We start from the raw sequence: 22,098 nt of genomic DNA, 5'->3' as shown, positions 1-22,098 counted from the left end.
AAGGAATCGCCCGCGTGTCCAACCATCCCTATGACATCCTCGATGTGCCCGGCAGCGCCGGTCAGCTGATCTTCACGCCGTGCCCCGGCAGCAAGGAGACCACTGTTGATGAGGCGCTCGCCACGCTACAAGCGGCAGGTGCCGAAGCAGTGATCACTTTGATGCCTGCCGAAGAGCTGGCCCGCAACGAGGCGAGCCAGCTGCCGCAACGCTGTGCCGAGCGCGACCTTGAGTGGTTTCACCTGCCGGTGGCCGACGAACAGGTGCCACAGGCGGATTTCGATCAGGCCTGGGAACAGTCGGCGGACCGGATCAATGAACTGCTGGATGCCGGCAAGCGCGTCGCCATTCACTGCAAGGGTGGCTCTGGTCGTACCGGGCTGATCGCAGCGCGCATTCTGGTCGACCGCGAAGTGCCGCGCGCGACGGCTATTGCCAGCGTGCAGGCACTGCGTCCCAAGGCTATCCAGCATCCGGCGCATGTCGGCTGGATAGAACGCTTCGGCGCATGACGGACCGCTCATGCTGAATACCCTTGGTCTGTTCGTCATTACTGCGATAGCCGAGATCGTCGGCTGTTATCTGCCGTACCTCTGGCTGAAACAGGGCAAGAGTATCTGGTTGCTGCTGCCGGCTGCGCTTTCCCTGGCACTGTTCGCCTGGCTGTTGTCGCTGCATCCCACCGCCGCCGGGCGCGTGTATGCCGCCTACGGCGGCGTGTATGTCGGCGTGGCGCTGGTCTGGTTGTGGCTGGTCGATGGCGTGCGCCCGACCTGGTGGGACCTGCTCGGCTGCGCCGTGGCGATGCTGGGCATGGCGATCATCATGTTTGCGCCACGAACTCCCTGATTCATCACTTCACGAGCGAGTCATGCAATGAGCATCAAAGTTGGCATCAACGGCTTCGGCCGTATCGGACGTCTGGCACTGCGCGCGGCGTGGGACTGGGCGGAGCTGGACTTCGTGCAGATAAACGATCCTGCCGGCGACGCGGCGACTCATGCGCACCTGCTGAACTTCGATTCCATCCACGGACGCTGGCAGCACGAAGCAAGCGCCGATGGCGACTGCCTGTTGATCGACGGGGAGCGAGTCAAGGTCAGCGCCAACAAGACGATCAGCGAAACCGACTGGTCAGGCTGCGATCTGGTCATCGAGGCCAGCGGCAAGATGAAGACCGTTGCGCTGCTGCAGCAGTATCTGGAGCAGGGCGTGAAACGCGTCGTCGTCAGTGCGCCGGTTAAGGAGCCGGGCGCGCTGAACATCGTCATGGGCGTCAATGATGGGCTGTTCGATCCTGCGCAGCATCGCATCGTCACCGCGGCATCCTGCACCACCAACTGCCTGGCGCCGGTGGTCAAGGTGATCCATGAGCAGCTCGGCATTCGCCATGGCTCGATCACCACCATCCATGACCTGACCAACACGCAGAGCATCCTCGATCAGCCGCACAAGGATCTGCGTCGCGCGCGGGCTTCGGGCATGAGCCTGATCCCCACCACGACCGGCTCGGCCACGGCGATCGCCGAAATCTTCCCTGAGCTGCGCGGCAAGCTGAACGGCCATGCCGTGCGGGTGCCGCTGGCTAATGCCTCGCTGACCGATTGCGTGTTCGAAGTGGAGCGCCCAACCGATGCTGTCGAGGTGAACCAGCTGCTAAACGTCGCCGCCGAGGGCGAGCTGAAGGGGATTCTCGGTTACGAGGAACGACCCCTGGTTTCCATCGATTACCGCACCGACCCGCGCTCGTCGATCATCGATGCGCTGTCGACCATGGTGGTCAACGGCACCCAGGTGAAGATCTACGCCTGGTACGACAACGAATGGGGCTACGCCAACCGCACTGTAGAACTGGCGCGCAAGGTCGGGCTGGCGGGGTGAGGCGGTCCTGATCAGAGTTTCCCGCCACTGAGCGCCGCGTGCATTGGGGTTAGGCGTTCTTTTCGACCATGCCCAAGCCCTTTGCCGTCGTCAGCTCAACCTGACCACGAATCCCCGCAGACCAATCAAACCGGAACCCCGCATGCAAGCCCTAGCCCGACTGTCTCCCGAGGTGCGCCAGTACCTGATTGTCACCGGTAATTACTGGGCCTTCACGCTCACCGATGGCGCGTTGCGCATGCTGGTGGTGCTGCACTTTCATGCGCTGGGTTACTCGCCGCTGCAGATCGCCGCGCTGTTTCTGTTCTACGAGGTGTTCGGGGTCATCACCAACCTGGTGGGTGGTTATCTCGGTGCGCGCCTCGGTCTGAATCGGACGATGAACCTTGGGCTGGCCATGCAGGTGGTGGCGCTGCTGATGCTCACCGTGCCGGCGGCGTGGTTGACCGTGCCTTGGGTGATGGGTGCGCAGGCACTGTCCGGTATCGCCAAGGACCTGAACAAGATGTCGGCCAAGAGCTCGATCAAGCTCCTTGTATCCGACAGCCAGCAGGGCACGCTGTACAAGTGGATCGCCATCCTCACCGGCTCGAAGAATGCGCTCAAGGGCGTGGGTTTCTTCCTCGGCGGCGCACTACTGACGCTGCTGGGATTCGCCGGTGCGGTCCTGACGATGGCTGCGGTACTGGCCGTGATCTGGATCAGCAGTCTGGTGCTTTTGAAAAAGGATCTTGGAAAGGCGAAGGCCAAGCCGAAGTTCAAGGACATCTTCTCCAAGAGTCCGGCGATCAACGTGCTGTCCGCGGCGCGGCTGTTCCTGTTCGGTGCGCGGGACGTGTGGTTCGTCATCGCGCTACCGGTGTACCTGAGCACTGTCTTTGGATGGAGTTTCTGGAAGGTCGGCGGCTTTCTGGCGTGCTGGATCATCGGCTATGGCATCGTTCAGTCGATGGCGCCGGCCATTACCGGCAAGCGCAGCGGGCAGGTTCCGGATGGGCGCGCGGCCTTCATCTGGGCGGCGTTGCTGGCGGCGCTACCGGCGGCGATCGCTGTGGGCCTGGCAACCGGTGCATCGCCGCAATGGGTGCTGATCGGCGGGCTGCTGCTATTTGGTGGGCTGTTCGCGGTGAACTCCTCGCTGCATAGCTACCTGATCGTCAGCTACGCCAAGGAAGATGGTGTCTCGCTGGATGTGGGTTTCTATTACATGTCCAATGCGATGGGTCGGCTGATCGGAACCTTGCTCTCCGGCTGGGTGTTCCAGGCCTATGGGTTGCAGGCTTGCCTGTGGGTATCGTCACTCTTCGTGCTGCTCGCCGCGATTATCTCGCTGCGCCTGCCTCGTCACACGCAATAGCTGAGTAGGAAGGTCGGGCGTGAACGCCCGACCCGTATCGCTTAGTAGCTGTACTGCAGCTGTGCCCAGAGTTTATCGGTGTCCACCGAATAGTCGTCCGCGTCATAGGCGGCGTACTTGACCGTTGCGACCAGCCCTTTGACCAGCGGGATGGCGCGGCTGTAACCGATGTTGATCTCTTCCCCGTACTGCTCGCTGCCACGCTCGGCGCGGAAGTCGTGGTACCAGGCCTGCAGCGTGCCGCCGAACAGCGGCAGGGTGCCGCCAAGATAGACATCCTGAACGCCGTCTGCCGGCGTCAGCAGGAAGGTATCGGCCCAGCCCTGAAAGGCGTGCTTGGTGGCCAGCGGCGTCTGGAATGCGCGATTGCCCGGCCCCGAGTCGCCGCCCAGTACTTCCACGCCCGCTTTCAGAGTCGCACCCTTGAGGGCATAGCCCAGCTCGGCCAGGTAGTACTCGCTGCTCAGTTCCTGTGGATTGCCTGAGTAGTCCTGCTGGCGTGCATATTCAAGCGCGTAGCTTAGGTTCTGGATGGCGCCGTTCAGACGCAGGCCTGTGGTCTTGCTGGACAGGGTGCCGAGCGCGGCGGCGGGTGCAGTGGCAATGTTGTCCAGCCCCAGCAGATAGCTGTAAGCGGTGGCCGTCAGCTCCGGTGAATACGCGTAGCGGGCGTTGAACAGATGACTGTGGCCTTCGATGTTGGCCGGGTTGGTGCGATTGTCGAAACGGTTGTCGCCCGGGCCAAAGATCGTGTTGATGTTGTCGATGTAGGCGTAGGTCAGCGTCAGCTTGTCGAGCGGTTGCAGTTGGCCCAGCACACCGTCGTAGGTCTGCTCGTTCTGCCGCCAACCAACCCCACCGACGAAGCGCTGATTGTCGAGATTTATCCGCTGACGGCCGCCGATGGCGCTGCCGAACGCATGGTCGTAGCGCAACAGCGCCTGGTTGATTTCGCTGCCGTCGGGATCGGGTACTGCCGAGTAGTCGGTCTGCCCGTTGCGAGTGCTGTTGTAGGCGGCGTCACCCAATCGGCTTACGTTGTCTGCTTCGACCAGCGCCGACAAGCCGTACCACTTGCCAGTCTGAACGCCGACACGGGTGCGCAGCGTCTGAGCGTTGGCGTGCTTCAGCGCGTTGTCCTGGTCGACGTGCTCATAGCGATAGCGCAGGTCCAGAATCGGCTTCGCGTCGGTGAACAGACTGCTGAAGGTTTCCTGGGCGAAAACGGCTGGGCTGCATAACAGTCCAGCGCTCAGCAGGTAGGGAGTCAGGTGATGTGAGTGCAGGTTCTTCATGTGCCGCTCCGTTGTGGATATCGGAGCGAACGATAGGCTGCTTGCTATTTTTGCCATTGACAGCAATCAAGGGCGGCAAAGGCTCTGGGACGGCCTATCGACGCATCCCGGTAGCCTTTCCGCACTGAATATCTAGTGGGGCAGGACGGCCCTCAGCATGCCGATATCGTGGGTAGCGCGCTGAATCAGCGCAGCGGCATTCGGCCCTGACTTGTCCTGGGCGTTGCGCCGGCCGCGACGCCAATGCGTCATAGGCTGCAGTGCGCTGATATCCGATCGGGTGACCAGTTCTTCGAGTGATCGCTTGCTCATGTTCGCGTCCTCACGTCGTGAGTTCGGTGGAGCGTCCGTGCGCCATGGGGGAGTCCATGAGCAGAGAATGCGCGCGGTTTGTTACAGCGGTTTGGCAGTGCCGGGCAGGCGGATGAACGGCGGCGCAGGCTGCGCCTCAGACCTCGCCGATCGCGCTGACGCTGGTGATGCCGGCGTTCCAGATCATCTCGTAATGGGCGGTCTGGACGATGGAGAGGACGCACCGCGGCGTCATCAGCGCCCAGCAATGCTGGCCCGGTTTGCGCACGGAGTGATAGCGCAAACCCGGAAAGCCATCCTCCCGCAACCGGCGGCCGAACTGCCGCGCTGCGGAATAGTCATTCGCAGCGTAGATCGGGTCAGTCGGTGTGATGGTCGTGGCGTCCAGCAGTCCTGCTTCATTGAACTGGCATGAGAGTCCGCGGAAAACGAAGCGCTCGAAGTTCAGCCCCTCGACGTTGGACCAATACAGCTCCTGATGATGGCGTACCTCGGCCAGCGCCGTTTCCATGCTGTCAGCCAGATAGAGCACGCCGTAACTGCCATCGCTGAAGCGTGAGCCGGCGGGATTCACATGGGTGAAGGGAGCGGTGGCGTAGGAACAGCCGGGTACGCCGAACGGAATTTCCGAGCGGGGGATCAGTTCAAGGCGGCCCGTCTCGTTGTGCAGGCGCGGGTTGGTCAAAGCCTGCAGCTGGTAGAGCATTTCGAATTCATCGGCGTCGGCCACGTCATCGAACAGATCAATGGGCGGAAACTTCGAATTGACCAGCCGGTACGCCTGGAGTCGGCCTTCTGGCCGGACTGGCAGCCGTTGCGGCACTACCACTGCGCGCCCCGCATGCTGTCGATCCGCCGGAACGACTCGTACAGCGAAATCATGTCGCCCTGCGCCATGACCTCCAGCGGCGAGCGCCCATTGAAGAACTCGTTGTGGTTGGGCATGCCGGGAAAGCCGTAGGTATTGTCCGGGTTATCGAAGATCAGCCGCAGGGCTGCATGAATATTCAGAATGAAGCTGACCCGCTGCATCTGATCCGGATCCAGGCTGACCGACCAATCCGGATTGCGCAGCTTGGCCCGCGCATGGGTGCTGCGAGAAATGCGCAGAATCCGACAAGCCTGCTCGGTAGTTGCCTGCCATTTATCAAGAATGTTCACTGCGGCGCGTAGGCCGGTAGCGCACTGATCCTTGGTAAAGGTGACAGCTTCCTGAAGAGTCGAGCTCATAAATAATCGCCTCTTTTAAATCTATGGATACACAATAGCACTATTTGTATCTGCAGATAAAAGAGTGAGTAAAAGAACTCTCATCAACGAGCTCCGGTAGCCTTTGAGGTAAGTAAGACGAAGCGAAATTTCGTGTCGGTAACCCGGAGCCAAACAGGTGTCTTAGCACTGAACGTGTCTGAAGCTTTGGCGTTAGTTGCGGAAACTGGAGTTTTACGGAATGCCGAATGGCAGCTAGCAAGGATAGCCAGCGAGAAGTGGTGCCCGGAGCGGGGGTCGAACCCGCATACCCTTTCGGATGAGGGATTTTAAGTCCCTTGCGTATACCAATTTCGCCATCCGGGCGGAGACTGCATTGCAGTGCGCCGATGGGGAATCGGCGGCGCAGGACTATAGCGAGCCTCCGAAGCCCACGCAACCAGAACGACCTGCGTTCAGCCACTGGAATTCCCAGATAAGGCCCACCAGCTGGGCAACAGGCGACGGACCTGCGGACGGCTGAAGCGGTCATCGATCAGATGCACGACGCCCTCGTCCTGCTGTGTGCGGATCACTCGTCCGGCGGCCTGCACGACTTTCTGCAGGCCGGGGTAGAGATAGGTGTAGTCATAGCCGTGACCGCGTCCGAATAGCTCGTCGAGCCGTGTCTTGAACTGCTCGTTGACGGGATTGACCTGCGGCAGGCCAAGCGTTGCGACAAATGCGCCAATCAAACGCTGGCCGGGCAGGTCGATGCCTTCGGCGAAAGCGCCGCCAAGTACGGCGAAGCCGATCCCCTCGCTGTGTTCGGTAAAACGATCGAGAAAGGCATTGCGCGCCGCTTCCTGCATGCCGCGAGTCTGTTCCCAGAAGGGGACATCAGGGTAGTGTTCGCGTAGCAGCGCGGTGACCTGCTGCAGGTAATCGAAGCTGCTGAAGAACGCCAGATAGTTGCCGGGGCGCTCGAGGTACTGGCGGGCAACCAGTTCGACCACAGCGCCCAGCGAGGCCTGTCGATCCTGGTAGCGGGTCGAGACATGCTCGGCCAGGCAGACCCGCAGCTGCCGGCTCTGGAACGGCGATTCGACGTCGATCCAGGCGCTGGCGGCAGGCAGGCCCAGCATGTCGGCATGGAACCTGCGCGGGCTCAGCGTGGCGGAGAACAGCACACTGGAGCGCGCCTGCGCCAGGCGGGGGGCGAGAAAAGGGGCGGGCACCACGTTGCGCAGACAAAGGATCGAACGACGGGCCTTGCTGCGAGCAGTCGCCGGCAGCAGGCTGACATCGAACAGCGAATGCGCGCCGAACAGCTCGGCGACCCGACAGAAATGCATGGCGTCGAAATAGGCCCGCTGCAGATCCGCATCCAGCCCTGCAGGCTGCTCGCCTAGATAGTCGGTGATGGCGCTGACGGCCTGCTGCAATGCACCCAGCAGCTTGAGCGGCAGCTCGGCCTGCACTTGGTAGGTCGCCACCTGCTCGCGATGCAGCTCGTTCCAGCAGCGCTGAACGCGGCTCAGCGGGCGCTTCAGCGGCGCGGGTGCCTTGCTGCTGAGACCGACGAAGGTGCGCTGGTCGAGTTCCGCGCTGTACATGCCGCGCGCTCGTTCGAGCAGGTTGTGTGCCTCGTCCACCAGCACGCATGCTCGCCAGTCGTTGCTCTGGGTCAGGCCGTAGAGCAGGGCGCTGATGTCGAAGTAGTAGTTGTAGTCACCCACCACAACATCTGCCCAGCGCGCCAGTTCCTGGCTCAGGTAATACGGGCAGACCTCATGCTCGAGCGCAACGCCTCGCAGCGTCGCCTGATCGAGCATGCAATGTTGCAGCGCTGCGGCGCGAGCGGCAGGCAGCCGATCATAGAAACCTCTGGCCAATGGGCAGGATTCGCCGTGACAGGCCTTGTCCGGATGCTCGCAGGCCTTGTCCCGGGCGATCAGTTCGAGCACACGCAATTCGCCCGCGCCACTGCGCCGTAGCGTGTGCAGTGCATCCAGTGCCAGCTGGCGGCCGGAGGTTTTCGCCGCGAGAAAGAACAGCTTGTCGAGCTGCTGGCCGGGAAACGCCTTGAGTTGCGGAAACAGCGTGGCAAGGGTCTTGCCGATACCGGTCGGCGCCTGCGCCATCAGCGTGGTGCCTGTGCAGGCCGCCTTGTAGACCGCCTCGGCCAGCTGCCGCTGGCCGGCACGAAAATCGTCGTGGGGAAAGCGCAGATTGGAAAGTGCCTGGTCGCGCGCGGCGCGGTGGGCCATTTCCTGTTCGGCCCAGGCGATGAACGCCTGGCACTGGGTCTCGAAGAACGCACGCAGCGCCGCTGCAGCGTGGCGTTCGACGAACAGCGTTTCCTTGTGGCTGGTGACGTCGAAATAGACCAGTGCCAGTTCGAGTTCATCGAGCCCACGCGTCTGGCACAGCAGCCAGCCGTAGAGCTTTGCTTGCGCCCAGTGCAGCTGGCGGTGGTTGGCCGGCTGGCGTTCCAGGTCGCCGCGAAAGGTCTTGATCTCTTCCAGGCGATTGCGCGCCGGGTCGTAGCCATCGGCGCGGCCGCGCACGCTCAGCTGCCCGTATTGCCCCGCCAGGGCGATCTCGCGCGCGTAGCCGTCGCCGCGCCTGGCGGTGACCTGGGCGTGCCCGGCGATGCCTTCCAGCGCGCTGGGCGAGGGCGTGAAGCGCAGATCCAGATCGCCGACCTTGGCGGTGAATTCGCAGAGCGCGCGCACCGCGACCCGATAGCTCACGCCATGACCTCGGCCCACTGCACATGGCAGACGGCAATGGGCAAACCGTGCTGATGGGCATAGTCGATCCAGCGCTTCTGGTTGTCCTGCAGGCGATCGCCTGGGCCCTTCACTTCGATCATGCGATAGCGGCGCGCTTCCGGCCACAGCTGGATCAGGTCCGGGAGGCCAGTGCGATTGCCAGTGACGTCCGCCAGGATGCGCTGGAACAGCAGCTTCAGGTGCGCGGCGGGAATGCAGTCCAGCGCCTGCGCCAACAGCTGTTCGTCGAGCAGGCCCCAGGCGACGAACGCGTTATGGATGCCGAGCTTCGCCTGGAAGGTGCGCCAGATGCAGTCACGGTAGTCATCGCTGTCGAGGCAGGCCAGGCAGGCGGCGAACAGACCGGCGCGGCGCTGGTGGAAGTCCGCGCGGTTCAGGTCAGCCGGCGCCCAGTGGAACGGGTGAAAGAACGCACCGGGCAACGGCGCGAAGATCGCGTCCCAGCAGAGCAGGCCGAACAGCGAGCCGACCAGGGCGTTTTCCACGTAATACACCGGAGCGTCCGGCGTCGTCAGATGCTCGCGCACCGCCTGTTCGACGCTGCCGGTGGGCCTTGGCAGGACCAGATCGAGCTGTTCCGGCTTGCGGCTGCGTGTTCGCTCGGTCGGGATGCCCAGGTTGCGTTGCAGTCGGGGCAGGATGCGCTGCAGCTGCTGCGCTTCATGTTCGCTTTCCGGCACAGCCCGGGCCTGAAGCAACAGATCCAGAGCTGCCGCTGGCTGGCCGCTGCGCTCCAGTACCCGAATCGCCCGCTCACGCGCACCGGGATAGTGATTGGACGCGTGCACGCGCAAGGCCTCGTCCAACTCGCCGAGTCGCTCGAACTGCTGGCCGATACGCAGCAGCAGCTTGCCGCGGCGACTTTCCAGCCAGGCATTGCCGAACGGCGCGGCCGGTACTGCTGCCAGGATTTCCGCCAGCGGCTCACCGGCATCGAAGCGCTCGCGACAGCGATGCAGATGCAGATAGGCATCCAGCTCGGCACGCGAGTTGAACGCCCGCGAGGCGGGGGAAAAGGGCACCTGCTCATAGCGATAGACGCCCAGATCGGCCAGGACGAACTCCGACCAGTCCTGATGGATATTGCCGAAGAACAGCAGGCGCAGCCGCTCGCAGAGTTCGTCGATGCACAGGGCAAACACTGCGTCCTCGGAACCCGCCCACCATGTCCCGAAGGGCTTGGCCAAGTCATGGACGGCATGCAGCCGTTCGAGCAGCTCGGCCTTGCGCAGTCCGGCCGCGTTCGCCGCGCCGAACAGCTGCAGCAGCTCGCTCTTGGTCAGCAGGCTGAACAGCTGTTCCAGCGTCAGCTCACGCCCGGCATCGATCCAGCCTTGCTCGATCAATGGCGCGGCCGCCTGACGCGGACAGCCGATCTCCCCATAGCGCAGCTTGCTGGCCCGAAACAGCGCGCCCTTGCGCATCACCATACGCACCAGCAGCGCCTGGGACGGCTGTGGTAGTACGGCGAAACGCTCGATGAAGACGCGCTCTGTTTCGACCAGCAGGTCGCCATGATGCCGGCCTACCCAGGCCAGAACCTGCTGGAAGTTGTCGAGATAGTAGAAGGGGTTTTCCAGGGCCTGGCGCATCGCACATCCGATAAAGCTGGGGGCGCGGGCGGCCCGCTCGAAAGCTGGCTATTTATACAGTTCGAGCGATGTTTGGCAATGGCCGGTGATCAGCGGAAGCGGCGGGGCGGCTGGATGCCGCCCCTGCAGCGATGGATCGATCAGACCGTGCGCGAGAAGCGTCCGCGCTGTTCGCCGCCGAGATAGGCATCGAAGGCCATGGCGACGTTACGCATCATCAGCTGCCCCTGCGGCAGGAGAATCAGCGCGTCGTCGCGCAGCTCCACCAAGCCATCGGCAACCGGCTCAGCCACTTTCGCCAGCGAATCGGCGAAATAGCTGCGGAAGTCGATGCCGTGCTTCTGCTCGATCTGCCGGTAATCGATGCGCCCATGGCACATCAGCGAGACGATCACGTCGCGGCGCAGGCGGTCGTCGTCGCTCAGCTTGTAGCCGCGGTGCACCGGCAGCATGCCCTCGTTGAGGCGCGCGTAGTACTGCGAGAGCTCCTTGACGTTCTGGCTGTAGCTGTCGGCGACCTTGCCGATGGAGGAAATGCCCAGGCCGATCAGGTCGCAATCGGCGTGCGTTGAATAGCCTTGGAAGTTGCGTTGCAGCGTGCCGTTGGCGCGCGCCAGGGCCAGTTCATCTTCCGGCAGGGAGAAGTGATCCATGCCGATATAGATGTAGCCGGCGGCGGTAAGGCGCTTGATGGTCAGCTCCAGCAGCTCCAGTTTGCGCTCGGGCGGTGGCATGTCCTCGGGACGAATCAGCTTCTGCGCCCGTACCAGCTCCGGCAGGTGGGCGTAGCTGTAGGCCGCGATGCGATCCGGGCGGATATCGATGATCTTGTCCAGGGTCGTGTCGAAGCTCGCCACCGTCTGCAGCGGCAGGCCATAGATCAGGTCGACGCTGATCGACTTGAACTGCGCATCCCGGGCAGCCTGGACCAGCTCGCGAGTCTGCTCTTCGGTCTGGATGCGATTGACGGCGATCTGCACCTGCTCGTCGAAGTCCTGCACACCGAAGCTCAGGCGATTGAAGCCCAGCTTGCGCAGGCCGTGGATCTGCTCGGGCGTGACGGTGCGCGGATCGACTTCCAGAGAGAACTCGTGGTTGTCGCTGTCATCCATGTTGAACGCCTGATGCAGACTGGCCATCAGGTCAGCCAGCTGCTCGCTGGTGAAGTAGGTCGGCGTGCCACCCCCCAGGTGCAGCTGCGTCAGTTTGCGTGAGCGATCGAACAGCTCGCCCTGCATGGCGATTTCACGCTTGAGGTACTCGAGATACTCGACCGCGCGATCGGTCTTGTGGGTGATGATCTTGTTGCATGCGCAGTAGTAACAAAGGCTCTTGCAGAAGGGGATATGGATGTATACCGACAGCGGCTTGGGCGGTTGCGCCTGATTGCTGCGTGCAGCCGCGGCGCGATAGTCGTCCTGGGCGAAGGCCTGATGAAACTGCGGAGCAGTCGGGTAGGAGGTGTAGCGCGGACCGGGACGGTCGTATTTCTCGACCAGGGCCCGGTTGAAGCTCGGCAGTTGGTCCATGTTCGTTTTCACCTAAGGGTTGAATTCGGAGTCAGGCGCGGAACGCGGTGTCACCCTCGGGTGTGTCCGGCTCAGGCAGGTCATGGGCGCGGATTATGGACGATTCGGTCCGGCGCGCCGACTGTCTCAGATCAAGAATAGCGCCCCGCTGGCACCCCGAGCCGCACCGTTGGGCGCTTCGGGGTGTGGATCGGGCACCGCGGAAGCTGGGCGAACAGCGGCCTCGCCACTGCGATCAGAGCTTGAACTGTCCGACCAGGCGGTTCAGTTCGGTGGCCAGGCGCACCAGCTCATCGCTGATCTCGGAAGTCTGAGTCGCGTCAGTCGAGGTGGTGTCAGCAATGCGGCTGATGGTCGAAATGTTGCGATTGATCTCTTCGGCAACCGCGCTTTGCTGTTCGGCGGCCGTGGCGATCTGCGTGTTCATCTCATTGATGGTGCCGACTTCGGTGGCTATCACGCCAAGGCTCTGTGCGGCCTTTTCGACGCACTGCGACCCTGAGCGCGCACGCAGTTGCGCTTCTTTCATCGCTTGCACCGCATTGCGTACGCCGCTTTGTAGCTGTTCGATCATCGCCTGAATTTCTTCGGTGGATTTCTGCGTACGCGAGGCGAGGGTGCGCACCTCATCGGCCACCACGGCAAAGCCACGGCCTTGCTCGCCGGCGCGTGCCGCTTCGATGGCGGCGTTAAGGGCGAGCAGGTTGGTCTGTTCGGCAATGCCGTTGATCACACCGAGCACCATGTCGATGCTGGCACTGTCGCTTTCGACACGCTGAATGACTTGCGCTGCTTTCTCGATTTCGGCGATCAGCACCTCAATGCCATCGAGCGCTTCGGTCGCCACCTTCACACCGGCCTTGGACTCGGTATCCGCTCCGGCGGATGCGGTAGCGGTCTGGTTGGCGTTGCGTGCCACTTCCTGCACCGTTGCACTCATCTCGTTCATCGCTGAGGCAACCATATCTGTCTCGCTGCGCTGCTCGTTGACTGCCGCCAGGGTCTTCTCCGCCACATGGGATACGCGCTCGGAGACATCGGTCAACTGATGGGTGACGCCGGCGACGGCTTCCAGGCTGTGACGGAACTTGCCGATCATCCGGTTGAACGCATCGCCCATGGCACCGATCTCGTCCTTGGCGCCGATTGCCACGCTGCGGCTCAGATCTTCATCTTCGGCCATCGCATTCATGGTATGCCGCATGGCGTTGATGCGACGGATGATCACGTGGCGCACCGTCATGCACATAACCACCACGCCAATGACCAGCAGCAGCAACTGGATGGCGCCACTGATCATGATGTTGCGGTCGACCTCCTGATCCAGCGCCTTGAGGTCATAGCTGATGCGCACCGCACCCATCACCGCGTTCTCCGCGACCTGGTGACAGGTCAGGCAGTTGGTACCACGGTAGTCCGCGTGGGCAAGGATCGGATTGATGACGGTCAGCACGCGGCCGCCGCTCTGCTTGTTGACTTCGATGATGCCTTCGCCGCTCAGTGCCCGGCGGTCCAAGGCGTCGACAGGGGACTGATGGTCGAAGCCCGGACCGAACACCTTGGTGACCTCGTCGCTGCGGATGATGCGGGCGTCGATTACACCAGGGCGGGCGAGAATCTTTTTACGCAAGACCTCACGTTGCGCCATGGTGCCGGTGAGCATCATGGTGTTGATGCTATCGAAGTAGGAGTCGGCGGCATCCTTGGTCTGTTGCTCCACTACCTGCAATACCAAGCGCTTTTCCGTACTGGCGGCAATGAACAGCGAGGCGGACATGATCGCCACCAGCACCAGTACCAGGGCCAGATTGATTTTGGTCTGCACGGACATTTGTCGAGAGGCGGAGCTGTTCATGTTTTTCCTTAGGACTACTGCCACCGGAGTAGCTGCCATTGCGCACTATTGTTCTGTTTTCCCACGACGCAGCGATGGGTTAGCAATCTGAATCCCCTATCGGCGACTTGCCGGATTTCTTGAAGATCGCCGCGAATGCTAGCCATGCGCCATTACTGAGCGCGCTATGGTATTGCGTTCCGCTCTATATGGAGCGCATCGAGAGATCAACGGAATGTGCAAATACAGCTTTCAATGACCCAGATCAGTGGGGTGGCCCGTTCGTATGGGGGCAATCTGGTCATGCGCCTGTAACGACAGGCAGATGAAGATGCGGTTAATGCAATGCTCCATATGGGTGCAAATGAAAAGAGAGCAGTGACCTGCTTTACAGAATGGCAAAGCGATATTAGCGTTGCCGACCCGTCTGGATCGCGAGCGTAGAACCGCTCCGGGTGGCGGGCATATTTTCTGCATCTACCCATTGCGCTCGCTGCGAACCCCTATGGAAAACGATGGTCGTAGGCTCTACGCCAGAAAGACCGGGCAACACCGCAAGGCAGCTGCTGAATCGACAAGCAGTGCATCGACTGGAACCTTCATTTCAAGGACTCACATGATCAAAAAATGCCTTTTCCCCGCTGCCGGATATGGCACACGTTTTCTTCCCGCAACCAAGGCCATGCCCAAGGAAATGCTGCCGGTGGTGAACAAGCCGCTGATTCAGTACGGGGTTGAAGAGGCACTAGCGGCTGGGCTTAACCAGATCGCGATCGTTACCGGGCGTGGCAAGCGCTCGCTGGAAGACCATTTCGACATCAGCTACGAGCTGGAACACCAGATCCGCAACACCGACAAGGAAAAGTACCTGGTCGGTATTCGCCGCCTGATCGACGAGTGCAGTTTTTCCTACACTCGCCAGGTTGAAATGAAAGGCCTGGGTCACGCGATCCTCAGCGGTCGTCCTTTGATTGGCGACGAGCCGTTCGCCGTGGTGCTGGCGGACGACCTGTGTATCAACCTGGATGGCGATCCCGTGCTGGCGCAGATGGTCAAGCTGTACAACCAGTTCCGTTGCTCGATCGTGGCGATTCAGGAAGTGCCGCCGGAAGAGACCAGCAAGTACGGCGTAATCGCCGGCGAGATGATCCGCGATGACATCTATCGCGTGAGTCACATGGTCGAGAAACCCAAGCCCGAAGATGCGCCGTCCAACATGGCGATCATCGGCCGCTACATCCTGACACCGGACATCTTCGACCTGATCGAGCAGACTGAGCCCGGCAAAGGTGGCGAAATCCAGATCACCGACGCGCTGATGCGCCAGGCCCAGGATGGCTGCGTGCTGGCGTACAAGTTCAAGGGCCAGCGCTTCGACTGCGGTAGCGCCGAGGGCTACATCGCGGCGACCAACTTCTGCTACGAACACTTCTACCTGACCGGTAAGGCGTTCTGAACAAATTGGGCCACCTTCGGGTGGCCCAATTCGTTTCAGGGCAGTGGCATGTCTTCTGCGCCCGGGCCTAGCGGCTGTCCGTAGCTGAACTCGACATAGTTACCCGCCGGGTCGCGCAACCCGCAGTAATAGCCCACCGGATAGGGTTCGTCGCGTGGCTCCCATATGAGACAGCCGTCGTCGCGCGCGCGGTCCGCAATCTCATCGACCTCTTCACGACTGGCTAGCGCAAAACCGAAATGACTGTAGTCGTTTGCTGCCAGCGCTCGATCCATGCCGCCAGGCATCATCACAAAAATGATCTCGCGTTCCTTTCCAGGCTCCGCCATCCAGACGATTCGTGAGCCCTTTCCGGGACGCTCATGGAACACGTGCATGCCGCAGAACCGCTCATAGAAGGCGATACAGACGTCCAGATCAGGCACATGCAGGGCAAGGTGGGTTAGGGTGGGGCGCATGGGGCACTCCTTCGGTGAACCAGAGCGATTGCGTGGGTTATGCTGTCGCTACAGAAGGAGACAACATTACATGGCTTACGACTTCGATCTATTCGTCATCGGCGCGGGTTCTGGTGGTGTGCGTGCGGCGCGCTTCGCTGCGGGTTTTGGTGCCAGGGTGGCCGTTGCCGAGAGTCGCTATCTGGGCGGCACCTGCGTCAATGTCGGTTGCGTACCGAAGAAGCTCCTGGTCTACGGTGCCCACTACGCTGAAGACATCGGCCAGGCGCAGGGTTACGGATGGACCATCGATGGCGCCACCTTCGACTGGAATACCCTGATCGCCAACAAGGACCGTGAGATTCAGCGTCTCAATGGCATCTATCGCAGCATCCTGGTGGACAGTGGCGTAACTCTTCTGCAGGCGCACGCCCGGCTGGTCGACGCGCATACCGTCGAGGTCGAAGGCAAACGGTATAGCGCCGAACATATCCTGATCGCCACTGGCGGCTGGCCGCATGTCCCGGAAATCGCTGGTCGCGAACATGCCATTACTTCCAACGAAGCGTTCTATCTCGAATCCCAGCCGCGCCGCGTGCTGGTTGTCGGCGGCGGCTACATCGCCGTCGAATTCGCCTCGATCTTTCATGGCTGCGGCGCGGATACCACGTTGCTGTATCGCGGCGAGCTGTTCTTGCGCGGTTTCGATGGTTCGCTTCGCGATCACCTGAAGGACGAGATGATCAAGAAGGGCGTGGATCTGCAGTTCAACGCCGACATCGTTCATATCGACAAGCAGCCCGATGGCAGCCTGCTCGCCACGCTGGAGGACGGTCGCACCCTGGAGGCTGACTGCATCTTCTACGCGACGGGCCGCCGCCCAATGCTCGACAACCTGGGCCTGGAACAGGCCGGCGTGGCGCTGGACGCTCGCGGCTTCATTGCCGTCGACGATGAATATCGCACCTCGGTGTCTTCGATTCTGGCAATCGGCGATGTGATCGGTCGTATCCAGCTGACGCCAGTGGCATTGGCCGAAGGTATGGCGGTTGCGCGCCGGCTGTTCAAACCCGAGCAATACCGCAAGGTCGACTACGCAACCATCCCTACCGCGGTATTCAGCCTGCCGAACATGGCCACAGTCGGCTTGACCGAAGAGGAAGCGCGCGAGAAGGGCTACAAGGTCACCATCTTCGAAAGTCGCTTCCGGCCAATGAAGCTGACCATGACCGATAGCCTGGAGCGCAGTCTGATGAAGCTGGTGGTGGACGCCGAAACCGACCGTGTACTCGGCTGCCATATGGCCGGGCCGGAGGCCGGCGAGATCATACAGGGACTGGCCGTGGCGCTGAAGGCAGGTGCTACCAAGCAGGTGTTTGACGAAACCATGGGCATTCACCCGACGGCGGCCGAAGAGTTCGTCACTATGCGCACGCCAGCTGAGATTTAAACGGGGGGAGGGGCGTGCCGGATGTAGCGGCACGCCGGACTGTCAGTGATGGTGGCCCTGTGTGGTGCCGCCCGCGGCGGGGGCATCGACCTCGATGCTCACCTCGGTAGTGACTTCCGCACCGTTATCGAACTGCAGGGTCACCGGGAAACTCTCGCCGGCAACCAGGGGCTGCTTCAGCCCGAACAGCATTACGTGGTTCCCGCCCGGCTTGAATTCCACCTTGCCGGCCGCCGGTACCTCCACCGAATCGATCTGCTGCATTTTCATCATGTCGCCCTGATGCACATGGGTGTGCAGTTCGGTCTTCTCCGCTCGCGACGTCTGCGCGCCAATCAGGCGTTGAGGCTGCTGCCCGCGATTTTCCAGAACGAAATACACCGCCCCGGTGGGCGCGCTCGGCGGCATCGCGCGCGACCAGGCCTGGCTGATGGCGAGCTCAGGCGCCGCTTGTGCCGGGGCTTGGTGGTCGTGGTTATGTTCCTGCGCAACGGCAGGCAGGCAGAGCGCCGCAACAGTGCCGGCAGCCAGTAAGCGAAGCAGCATGACAAAACTCCAGTTCCATTGAGATTGCGCCATATTACGCTGCTCGAGCCGCAGCGGTACCCGCAAACGCTCTGACGGCTGCTTGCCGGGAGTGAGTCAGCAGCCAACCGCGGCGAGTGTGGTGCGTCGATTTGCCACAGGCGCACCAGTCACACTATATTGCGACGCCGCGGTCTATCCACGCCTCGGCTGCCCGAAGCGTTGCATGGTTGCGCTGGGTGTCCCGCTTGCCCATGATCCGGCGGCGCTCGGTTCGGCGCTCCCATTCTGCAAGTCGAGCAAGCCCCTTGTAGAAACCAGTCAGCAAACCTCTTTCACCTCGGTCCTGATGGGGCCCTCGGTTGTTATTCGCGATCCCGCGAGACGGCGACAAGTGTTTATATGGATATGGTTTCTATGGGCTCTGGAAAATCGCGATTCTTTGTATCTGGTCTCTGTGCAGCTGGTCTCGCTTCCATTTTCACCGTCAGCTGGTGGCTACATCCGGACCGTGCAGTCTCTGGCTTTGCCGTAACGGCTGGTTCCGCTGAGTTGGCGGGCGCGCCGACACCGTTCTACAGCACCCGCTTTGCATCTTCCGATCTCGACGAGTTCGTGCATGCATCATCAGTGACATCGCTTCCAGATGGCGGGTTGATGGCCGTCTGGTTCGCAGGTTCGCGCGAGGGCGCGGCGGACGTTCAGATCCGCGGAGCACGCTATGACGCTCTGACGGCCGAGTGGGGCGAAGAGCTGGTCCTGGCAACCCGTGAATCAACCCAACAAGCCACCCGCAAGTACATACGCAAACTGGGCAATTCGGTCATCGCCCTGGCTCCCGATAACAGGCTGTGGCTTTTCTATGTGTCCGTATCCATTGGCGGCTGGGCTGGCAGTGCCATCAACACCATGTATTCGGACGACTTTGGCCAAAGCTGGTCGACGCCCAAGCAGCTGATCACCACGCCGTTCCTGAATATCAGTACGCTGGTTCGCAACGCCCCGGTATTTCACCGTGACGGCACCATTGGCCTACCCGTCTATCACGAGTTCCTCGGTAAGTTCGCCGAGTACCTGTACATCAGCCCGACCGGTGATGTGGTCGGTAAAAGCCGAATCAGCATGGGCACCGATTCGCTGCAGCCCACGGTAGTGCCGATGGACGAGCAGAACGCCATCGCCATGCTGCGTTACGCAGGCGTGACGCACCACCGTGTGCTAGCCAGCCGCACCGAGGATGCGGGCAGAACCTGGAGCAAGCCTTTCCCGATCGATCCAGCCAATCCCAACTCGGCACTCGCGGCGGTGGCTACACCGAATCACGGGCTGCTGGTCGCCTTGAACGATCTTGAGGATGGCCGTTTCCGCCTTCGCCTGATGGAAACCAACTCCAGCCTCGAACTCTGGAAGCCGGTAATCGACCTGGACGAGTCCCCCGATCCGGAAGGCAATCCGTTCAGCCCCCAGGCCTATCGGGAAATCATCGGCGACAAGTTTCGCCTCTCCAGCGGGCCGCGGCGTCTGTCGTTGGTAGATGAGTTTCTGACAAACCTTGACCAACGTGTTTGCAATACCCACGGCTGCGACTTCGAGTACGAGTATCCCTATTTCATCCGAAGTGCCGACGGCCTCTACCACCTGGTTTATTCCTGGAACAACACCTTCATCAAACACGTCAGCTTCAATGATGCCTGGCTAATGGAGCAGCTCTGATGCTTGGACTCTGGCAAGCGCATCTGACCTTTGCGCTATTTGCATTCGTTGTTCTTCCTGGTTTTGGCTTCGGCCGGCTTGCCCAGGGGCTTCGTTTGCTACTTCTTCTGGCGGTCAGCTTCGTTAGCGTGGATGGGCTTTCCCTTGCTGCGTACATGCGCAGCTTCACCGACGATGTCGCGATCACGACGCTGGTGGCGCTGGCTTTCATCGCTGCGGTGCGCCTGGGCCTGCTGGATGCGCCGAAGCAGAGTGTTCGCGTACAGCTGCTGATCGTGATGGCAGCACTGACGTTGTTTCTGTATCCGGCGACGATGGGGCTTTCCTACCTGGATCCCTATCAATTGGGCTACGACCCGCGCCCGTTGATCGTGACTGTGGGCGTGTTGGCCTTCGGGTTGTTGCTGCTGAGGAATTGGCTGGGGGTGAGCATGCTCGGTCTCGCTACCCTGGCGTTCAGCCTCGGGCTCAAGCCTTCGCCTAACTATTGGGACTATCTGCTCGACCCGTTCATCGCCTTGTTCAGCTGCGGAGCGTTGATCGGCTACGCAGTTAGGGTAGTCGCGCGCAGGCCAGCGAAGGCATCGCAAGAACTGAATCAGCCGACGAGCCTGTGATGGCTGGGCTGCGCTACTTGACGATTAGAGGAATGGAATGATGGATTGGGTTCGCTCGCGACGTTTGCACTACTGGTTTGGTGCAGTCGGGATTCTGTTTCTCACGCTGGCCGTGTTGCGCGGGATTTTCTTCGTTGGTTTTTCAGGCTTCGAGGCCAGCGCGCTAGGTGACATCGACGCCGTGCCGGAAACGCTGGGCATCGGCCTGCGCTTCGACCTTCGCCTGGCCATCTTGCTGATGCTCCCGATTGCCTTGCTGGCGTGGCTGCCGAAGTGGAACCTGACCCGCTCGCGAACCCTTCGTTGGCTGGCGCGTCTTTATCTCGCGCTGGCGCTCGGAGCAGTGCTGCTGGTCTACATCATCGATTTTGGCCATTACGCCTATCTGGGCGTGCGCATCAACGCCACGGTGTTGCGTTTTCTCGAAGACGCGCAGATTTCGACCGACATGGTCTGGCAAACCTACCCGGTAGTCTGGATCACCCTCGGCTGGGCTACCGCCACTGCTCTGGTCTGGTGGCTGCTGCTGCGCATCGAGCGCGTAACGCTGGATCGCCCGGCAAGACCCATCAGCCGCCTTTCGCTGATCTGGGGCAGCGCTTTGATGGTGGTGGCCGTTTTCGTCGCAATTCTGGGGCGCGTTGATAACATCAACCTGGAAAATCCGGTGCCGTTGCGGTGGAGTGACGCGTTCTTCTCCGGCGACAACCAGATTGCCGCGCTCGGCCTGAACCCGGTGATCTTCCTCTACGACACCCTGAAGGTGCCCAATCAGCCGTACGATCGTGAGCAGGTCGAGGCCCACTACGATGTCGTCAGCCGCTATCTGAGCGTCGATCAGCCTGATGCCAAATCGCTGAATTTCAGCCGGGAGCAGGGCGCCCAGCCCTATGCACTTGGCAAGCGACCAAACGTTGTCTTCGTCATGCTCGAATCGCTGGGAACGAGTGCAGTGGGCGCATACGGCAACCCGCTGAACCCAACTCCGAACATCGATCGGTTGGCCCAGCAGAGCTGGTTCTTCAAGAACTTCTACGTGCCCGTTACTGGCACGGCGAAAACGGTCTGGGCCAGCATCTCTGGCGTGCCCGACGTATCACGCCAGGAAACCGCAACGCGCAACCCGCTGATTACCCGCCAGCACAGCCTGATCAACGCACTGCAGGGATACGACAAGTACTACATGATCGGCGGCAACTCCGGTTGGGCGAACATGAATGCGCTGATCCGCCAAAGCATCGACGACATTCAGTTGTATGAAGAGCGCCACTGGAAATCACCGATGGTCGACGTCTGGGGCGTGTCGGATCTGGATCTGTTCAAGGAAAGCGACCGGATACTGCGTGAACAGGGGGAGGGTAAGCCGTTTTTCGCCTACATCCAGACGGCGGGCAACCACCGGCCGTTCACCATTCCCAAGCAGAACGACGGTTTCGAAGTGCGCGACCTGCCACTAGAGACGGTGCAAGGCGCCGGCTCCCGTAGCCTGGCGCAGTACAACGCGGTCCGTCTTCTGGACTTCAACATCGGACGCCTGATGGAGATCGCGCAGGAAGGCGGCTGGTATGACAACACCATCTTCGTGATGTTTGGCGACCACAACACTCGCATCAGCCAGATACCGCACATGCCGCCGGCGTTCGAAAAGCTGGGCCTGGAGAGCAATCATGTCCCACTGTTGATCCACGCCCCGAAGCTTCTGGAGCCACGCGTGATCGAAGAGGCCGTGGGGCTGGCCGACTTGCTGCCGACCGTGCTGGGCATGGCGGGGATGGAATACCGCAACGGGGCAATGGGTCGCGATATCCAGCAGTCGGCGCCGGAAGGCGAGCGGGTTGTTCCGCTTGTATTGCGAGAGGGCACGTTTCCGCTTATCGGCGGCGTTACCAAGGACTTCCTGTTGCAGATGCAGCACGACGGCAGCCAGCCGAGCCTGCATGACATCGCCTCACCGGAGCCACTGGTGGACGTCGCCGAGCAATACCCTGAAGAGTTCCAGCGGCTGGTCAAGCTGACACGAGGACTTCACGAGACGTCGCGGCTGATGCTCTATCAGAACGTCAGGAAAGACTGAAGTCGGGCTGATGGCGCGCGGTGGGAATGCCAATGAGCAA

Annotated in this window: 19 protein-coding genes, 1 tRNA gene and 1 pseudogene; 9 read left to right on the top strand and 12 right to left on the bottom strand. The window is 61.4% G+C overall.

The annotated features are described in order from the left end of the window. Nucleotides 1–14: 14 nt before the first annotated feature. From BHD08_RS08665 to arsJ, 4 genes are all read left to right on the top strand, one after another. Nucleotides 15–512: a cyclin-dependent kinase inhibitor 3 family protein gene (locus BHD08_RS08665; RefSeq protein WP_125021587.1), complete on the top strand. Its 498-nt coding sequence runs from the start codon at nucleotides 15–17 to the stop codon at nucleotides 510–512. A gap of 10 nt (nucleotides 513–522) precedes the next feature. Continuing rightward, nucleotides 523–849, top strand: a complete 327-nt coding sequence (locus tag BHD08_RS08660) for a YnfA family protein (RefSeq protein WP_125021585.1) — start codon at nucleotides 523–525, stop codon at nucleotides 847–849. A gap of 27 nt (nucleotides 850–876) precedes the next feature. After that, nucleotides 877–1,881: an ArsJ-associated glyceraldehyde-3-phosphate dehydrogenase gene (locus tag BHD08_RS08655; protein WP_125021583.1), complete on the top strand. Its 1,005-nt coding sequence runs from the start codon at nucleotides 877–879 to the stop codon at nucleotides 1,879–1,881. 142 nt (nucleotides 1,882–2,023) lie between these two features. Then, nucleotides 2,024–3,238, top strand: coding sequence for an organoarsenical effux MFS transporter ArsJ (arsJ, locus tag BHD08_RS08650; RefSeq protein WP_125021581.1), 1,215 nt, complete (start codon nucleotides 2,024–2,026; stop codon nucleotides 3,236–3,238). A gap of 41 nt (nucleotides 3,239–3,279) precedes the next feature. Here arsJ and BHD08_RS08645 read toward each other — a convergent pair whose 3' ends face one another. The 10 genes and pseudogenes from BHD08_RS08645 to BHD08_RS23470 form a co-directional block, all read right to left on the bottom strand. Then, nucleotides 3,280–4,533, bottom strand: a complete 1,254-nt coding sequence (locus BHD08_RS08645; protein WP_125021579.1) for an alginate export family protein — start codon at nucleotides 4,531–4,533, stop codon at nucleotides 3,280–3,282. A gap of 132 nt (nucleotides 4,534–4,665) precedes the next feature. Then, nucleotides 4,666–4,845: a hypothetical protein gene (locus BHD08_RS08640; RefSeq protein WP_015277039.1), complete on the bottom strand. Its 180-nt coding sequence runs from the start codon at nucleotides 4,843–4,845 to the stop codon at nucleotides 4,666–4,668. 136 nt (nucleotides 4,846–4,981) lie between these two features. Then, nucleotides 4,982–5,668, bottom strand: coding sequence for an RES family NAD+ phosphorylase (locus BHD08_RS08635; RefSeq protein WP_125021577.1), 687 nt, complete (start codon nucleotides 5,666–5,668; stop codon nucleotides 4,982–4,984). Continuing rightward, nucleotides 5,668–6,075 (bottom strand): antitoxin Xre-like helix-turn-helix domain-containing protein, encoded by a 408-nt coding sequence (locus BHD08_RS08630; RefSeq protein ID WP_125021575.1) that lies wholly within the window; start codon nucleotides 6,073–6,075, stop codon nucleotides 5,668–5,670. The genes BHD08_RS08635 and BHD08_RS08630 overlap by 1 nt, the downstream gene beginning before the upstream one ends. A gap of 258 nt (nucleotides 6,076–6,333) precedes the next feature. Beyond that, nucleotides 6,334–6,420 (bottom strand) — tRNA-Leu (locus BHD08_RS08625). Nucleotides 6,421–6,509: 89 nt separating this feature from the next. Further along, nucleotides 6,510–8,789, bottom strand: coding sequence for an ATP-dependent DNA helicase (locus BHD08_RS08620; protein WP_125021573.1), 2,280 nt, complete (start codon nucleotides 8,787–8,789; stop codon nucleotides 6,510–6,512). Further along, nucleotides 8,786–10,423, bottom strand: coding sequence for a VRR-NUC domain-containing protein (locus BHD08_RS08615; protein ID WP_125021571.1), 1,638 nt, complete (start codon nucleotides 10,421–10,423; stop codon nucleotides 8,786–8,788). Before BHD08_RS08615 ends, BHD08_RS08620 begins: the two co-directional genes overlap by 4 nt. A 140-nt stretch (nucleotides 10,424–10,563) precedes the next feature. Then, nucleotides 10,564–11,952, bottom strand: coding sequence for an oxygen-independent coproporphyrinogen III oxidase (hemN, locus tag BHD08_RS08610; protein WP_015277034.1), 1,389 nt, complete (start codon nucleotides 11,950–11,952; stop codon nucleotides 10,564–10,566). Between the two features lie 235 nt (nucleotides 11,953–12,187). Beyond that, complete coding sequence (locus BHD08_RS23475; protein WP_375708250.1) at nucleotides 12,188–12,901, bottom strand: methyl-accepting chemotaxis protein; 714 nt, start codon at nucleotides 12,899–12,901, stop codon at nucleotides 12,188–12,190. A 150-nt stretch (nucleotides 12,902–13,051) separates the two neighbouring features. Then, nucleotides 13,052–13,195, bottom strand: a pseudogene (locus tag BHD08_RS23470) (HAMP domain-containing protein); the annotation flags it as partial. A gap of 1,207 nt (nucleotides 13,196–14,402) precedes the next feature. Between BHD08_RS23470 and galU the strand changes: the two are divergent. Then, nucleotides 14,403–15,242: a UTP--glucose-1-phosphate uridylyltransferase GalU gene (gene galU / locus BHD08_RS08600; RefSeq protein ID WP_015277032.1), complete on the top strand. Its 840-nt coding sequence runs from the start codon at nucleotides 14,403–14,405 to the stop codon at nucleotides 15,240–15,242. 35 nt (nucleotides 15,243–15,277) lie between these two features. Here galU and BHD08_RS08595 read toward each other — a convergent pair whose 3' ends face one another. Further along, nucleotides 15,278–15,700, bottom strand: a complete 423-nt coding sequence (locus BHD08_RS08595) for a VOC family protein (protein WP_125021567.1) — start codon at nucleotides 15,698–15,700, stop codon at nucleotides 15,278–15,280. 70 nt (nucleotides 15,701–15,770) lie between these two features. On the opposite strand from BHD08_RS08595, the gene gorA reads away from it, so the two are divergent. Beyond that, nucleotides 15,771–17,129, top strand: a complete 1,359-nt coding sequence (gene gorA, locus BHD08_RS08590; protein ID WP_125021565.1) for a glutathione-disulfide reductase — start codon at nucleotides 15,771–15,773, stop codon at nucleotides 17,127–17,129. A gap of 42 nt (nucleotides 17,130–17,171) precedes the next feature. On the opposite strand, the gene BHD08_RS08585 is transcribed toward gorA, so the two are convergent. Next, nucleotides 17,172–17,675, bottom strand: coding sequence for a copper chaperone PCu(A)C (locus BHD08_RS08585; protein WP_015277029.1), 504 nt, complete (start codon nucleotides 17,673–17,675; stop codon nucleotides 17,172–17,174). Nucleotides 17,676–18,071: 396 nt separating this feature from the next. On the opposite strand from BHD08_RS08585, the gene BHD08_RS08580 reads away from it, so the two are divergent. Genes BHD08_RS08580 through BHD08_RS08570 form a run of 3 tightly spaced genes read left to right on the top strand, consistent with a single transcriptional unit; the run spans nucleotide 18,072 to nucleotide 22,058 of the window. Then, nucleotides 18,072–19,367: an exo-alpha-sialidase gene (locus BHD08_RS08580; RefSeq protein WP_125022218.1), complete on the top strand. Its 1,296-nt coding sequence runs from the start codon at nucleotides 18,072–18,074 to the stop codon at nucleotides 19,365–19,367. Further along, nucleotides 19,367–19,984, top strand: coding sequence for a hypothetical protein (locus tag BHD08_RS08575; RefSeq protein WP_125021563.1), 618 nt, complete (start codon nucleotides 19,367–19,369; stop codon nucleotides 19,982–19,984). Before BHD08_RS08580 ends, BHD08_RS08575 begins: the two co-directional genes overlap by 1 nt. A 40-nt stretch (nucleotides 19,985–20,024) precedes the next feature. Next, on the top strand, nucleotides 20,025–22,058 hold the full coding sequence (locus BHD08_RS08570; protein WP_125022216.1) for an LTA synthase family protein: 2,034 nt from the start codon (nucleotides 20,025–20,027) through the stop codon (nucleotides 22,056–22,058). Nucleotides 22,059–22,098 lie beyond the last annotated feature (40 nt).

This window comes from Pseudomonas sp. SCT, from assembly GCF_003864275.1.
Taxonomy (GTDB): Bacteria; Pseudomonadota; Gammaproteobacteria; order Pseudomonadales; family Pseudomonadaceae; genus Stutzerimonas; species Stutzerimonas stutzeri_AE.
This window is presented reverse-complemented; position numbering and strand designations above follow the sequence as displayed.

Excerpts from the sequence above, each read along its gene's own strand:
- hemN (WP_015277034.1), bottom strand. The coding sequence starts at position 11,952 with ATGGACCAACTGCCGAGCTTCAACCGGGCCCTGGTCGAGAAATACGAC.
- BHD08_RS08580 (WP_125022218.1), top strand. The coding sequence starts at position 18,072 with ATGGGCTCTGGAAAATCGCGATTCTTTGTATCTGGTCTCTGTGCAGCT.
- BHD08_RS08575 (WP_125021563.1), top strand. The coding sequence starts at position 19,367 with ATGCTTGGACTCTGGCAAGCGCATCTGACCTTTGCGCTATTTGCATTC.
- BHD08_RS08645 (WP_125021579.1), bottom strand. The coding sequence starts at position 4,533 with ATGAAGAACCTGCACTCACATCACCTGACTCCCTACCTGCTGAGCGCT.
- BHD08_RS08570 (WP_125022216.1), top strand. The coding sequence starts at position 20,025 with ATGGATTGGGTTCGCTCGCGACGTTTGCACTACTGGTTTGGTGCAGTC.
- BHD08_RS23475 (WP_375708250.1), bottom strand. The coding sequence starts at position 12,901 with ATGAACGAGATGAGTGCAACGGTGCAGGAAGTGGCACGCAACGCCAAC.
- galU (WP_015277032.1), top strand. The coding sequence starts at position 14,403 with ATGATCAAAAAATGCCTTTTCCCCGCTGCCGGATATGGCACACGTTTT.
- BHD08_RS08585 (WP_015277029.1), bottom strand. The coding sequence starts at position 17,675 with ATGCTGCTTCGCTTACTGGCTGCCGGCACTGTTGCGGCGCTCTGCCTG.
- BHD08_RS08655 (WP_125021583.1), top strand. The coding sequence starts at position 877 with ATGAGCATCAAAGTTGGCATCAACGGCTTCGGCCGTATCGGACGTCTG.
- gorA (WP_125021565.1), top strand. The coding sequence starts at position 15,771 with ATGGCTTACGACTTCGATCTATTCGTCATCGGCGCGGGTTCTGGTGGT.
- BHD08_RS08615 (WP_125021571.1), bottom strand. The coding sequence starts at position 10,423 with ATGCGCCAGGCCCTGGAAAACCCCTTCTACTATCTCGACAACTTCCAG.
- BHD08_RS08595 (WP_125021567.1), bottom strand. The coding sequence starts at position 15,700 with ATGCGCCCCACCCTAACCCACCTTGCCCTGCATGTGCCTGATCTGGAC.
- BHD08_RS08660 (WP_125021585.1), top strand. The coding sequence starts at position 523 with ATGCTGAATACCCTTGGTCTGTTCGTCATTACTGCGATAGCCGAGATC.
- BHD08_RS08630 (WP_125021575.1), bottom strand. The coding sequence starts at position 6,075 with ATGAGCTCGACTCTTCAGGAAGCTGTCACCTTTACCAAGGATCAGTGC.
- arsJ (WP_125021581.1), top strand. The coding sequence starts at position 2,024 with ATGCAAGCCCTAGCCCGACTGTCTCCCGAGGTGCGCCAGTACCTGATT.
- BHD08_RS08640 (WP_015277039.1), bottom strand. The coding sequence starts at position 4,845 with ATGAGCAAGCGATCACTCGAAGAACTGGTCACCCGATCGGATATCAGC.